Source organism: Photobacterium sp. R1, from assembly GCF_054600795.1.
On the sequence record NZ_BAAHZP010000497.1, the window covers coordinates 1 to 276 of the forward strand.

Annotated in this window: 1 pseudogene; it reads right to left on the reverse strand. The window is 53.6% G+C overall.

Annotated features, from left to right (window positions below):
* A pseudogene (locus tag ACYP03_RS26020) lies at positions 1-276 on the reverse strand (sodium-dependent transporter); the annotation flags it as partial.

The following is a 276-nucleotide window of genomic DNA, read 5'->3' on the forward strand; positions in this document are numbered from 1 at the left end:
TTTCCAGAACAGTGACTTCTCCAGTTCCGGGCTGCCTGCGCTCAGTTCTTTCAGTTTACGATGGCGAGACCATACCCAGCCACCAAACACTGTGAACAACAAGGCCGCAACGGGCTGGAAATACTGAGTGGCTATGGTCGCCACCAGGCCAAACAGCTGGCCAAAGTTAAAGATAATCACCGCACTGAATACCGCAATAATCCCGCCCAGAACCCAGCTTGTCGCTTTACGATCCGTTTCAAAACGCTCACTGACCAACGCCACCGGGCACTCCAG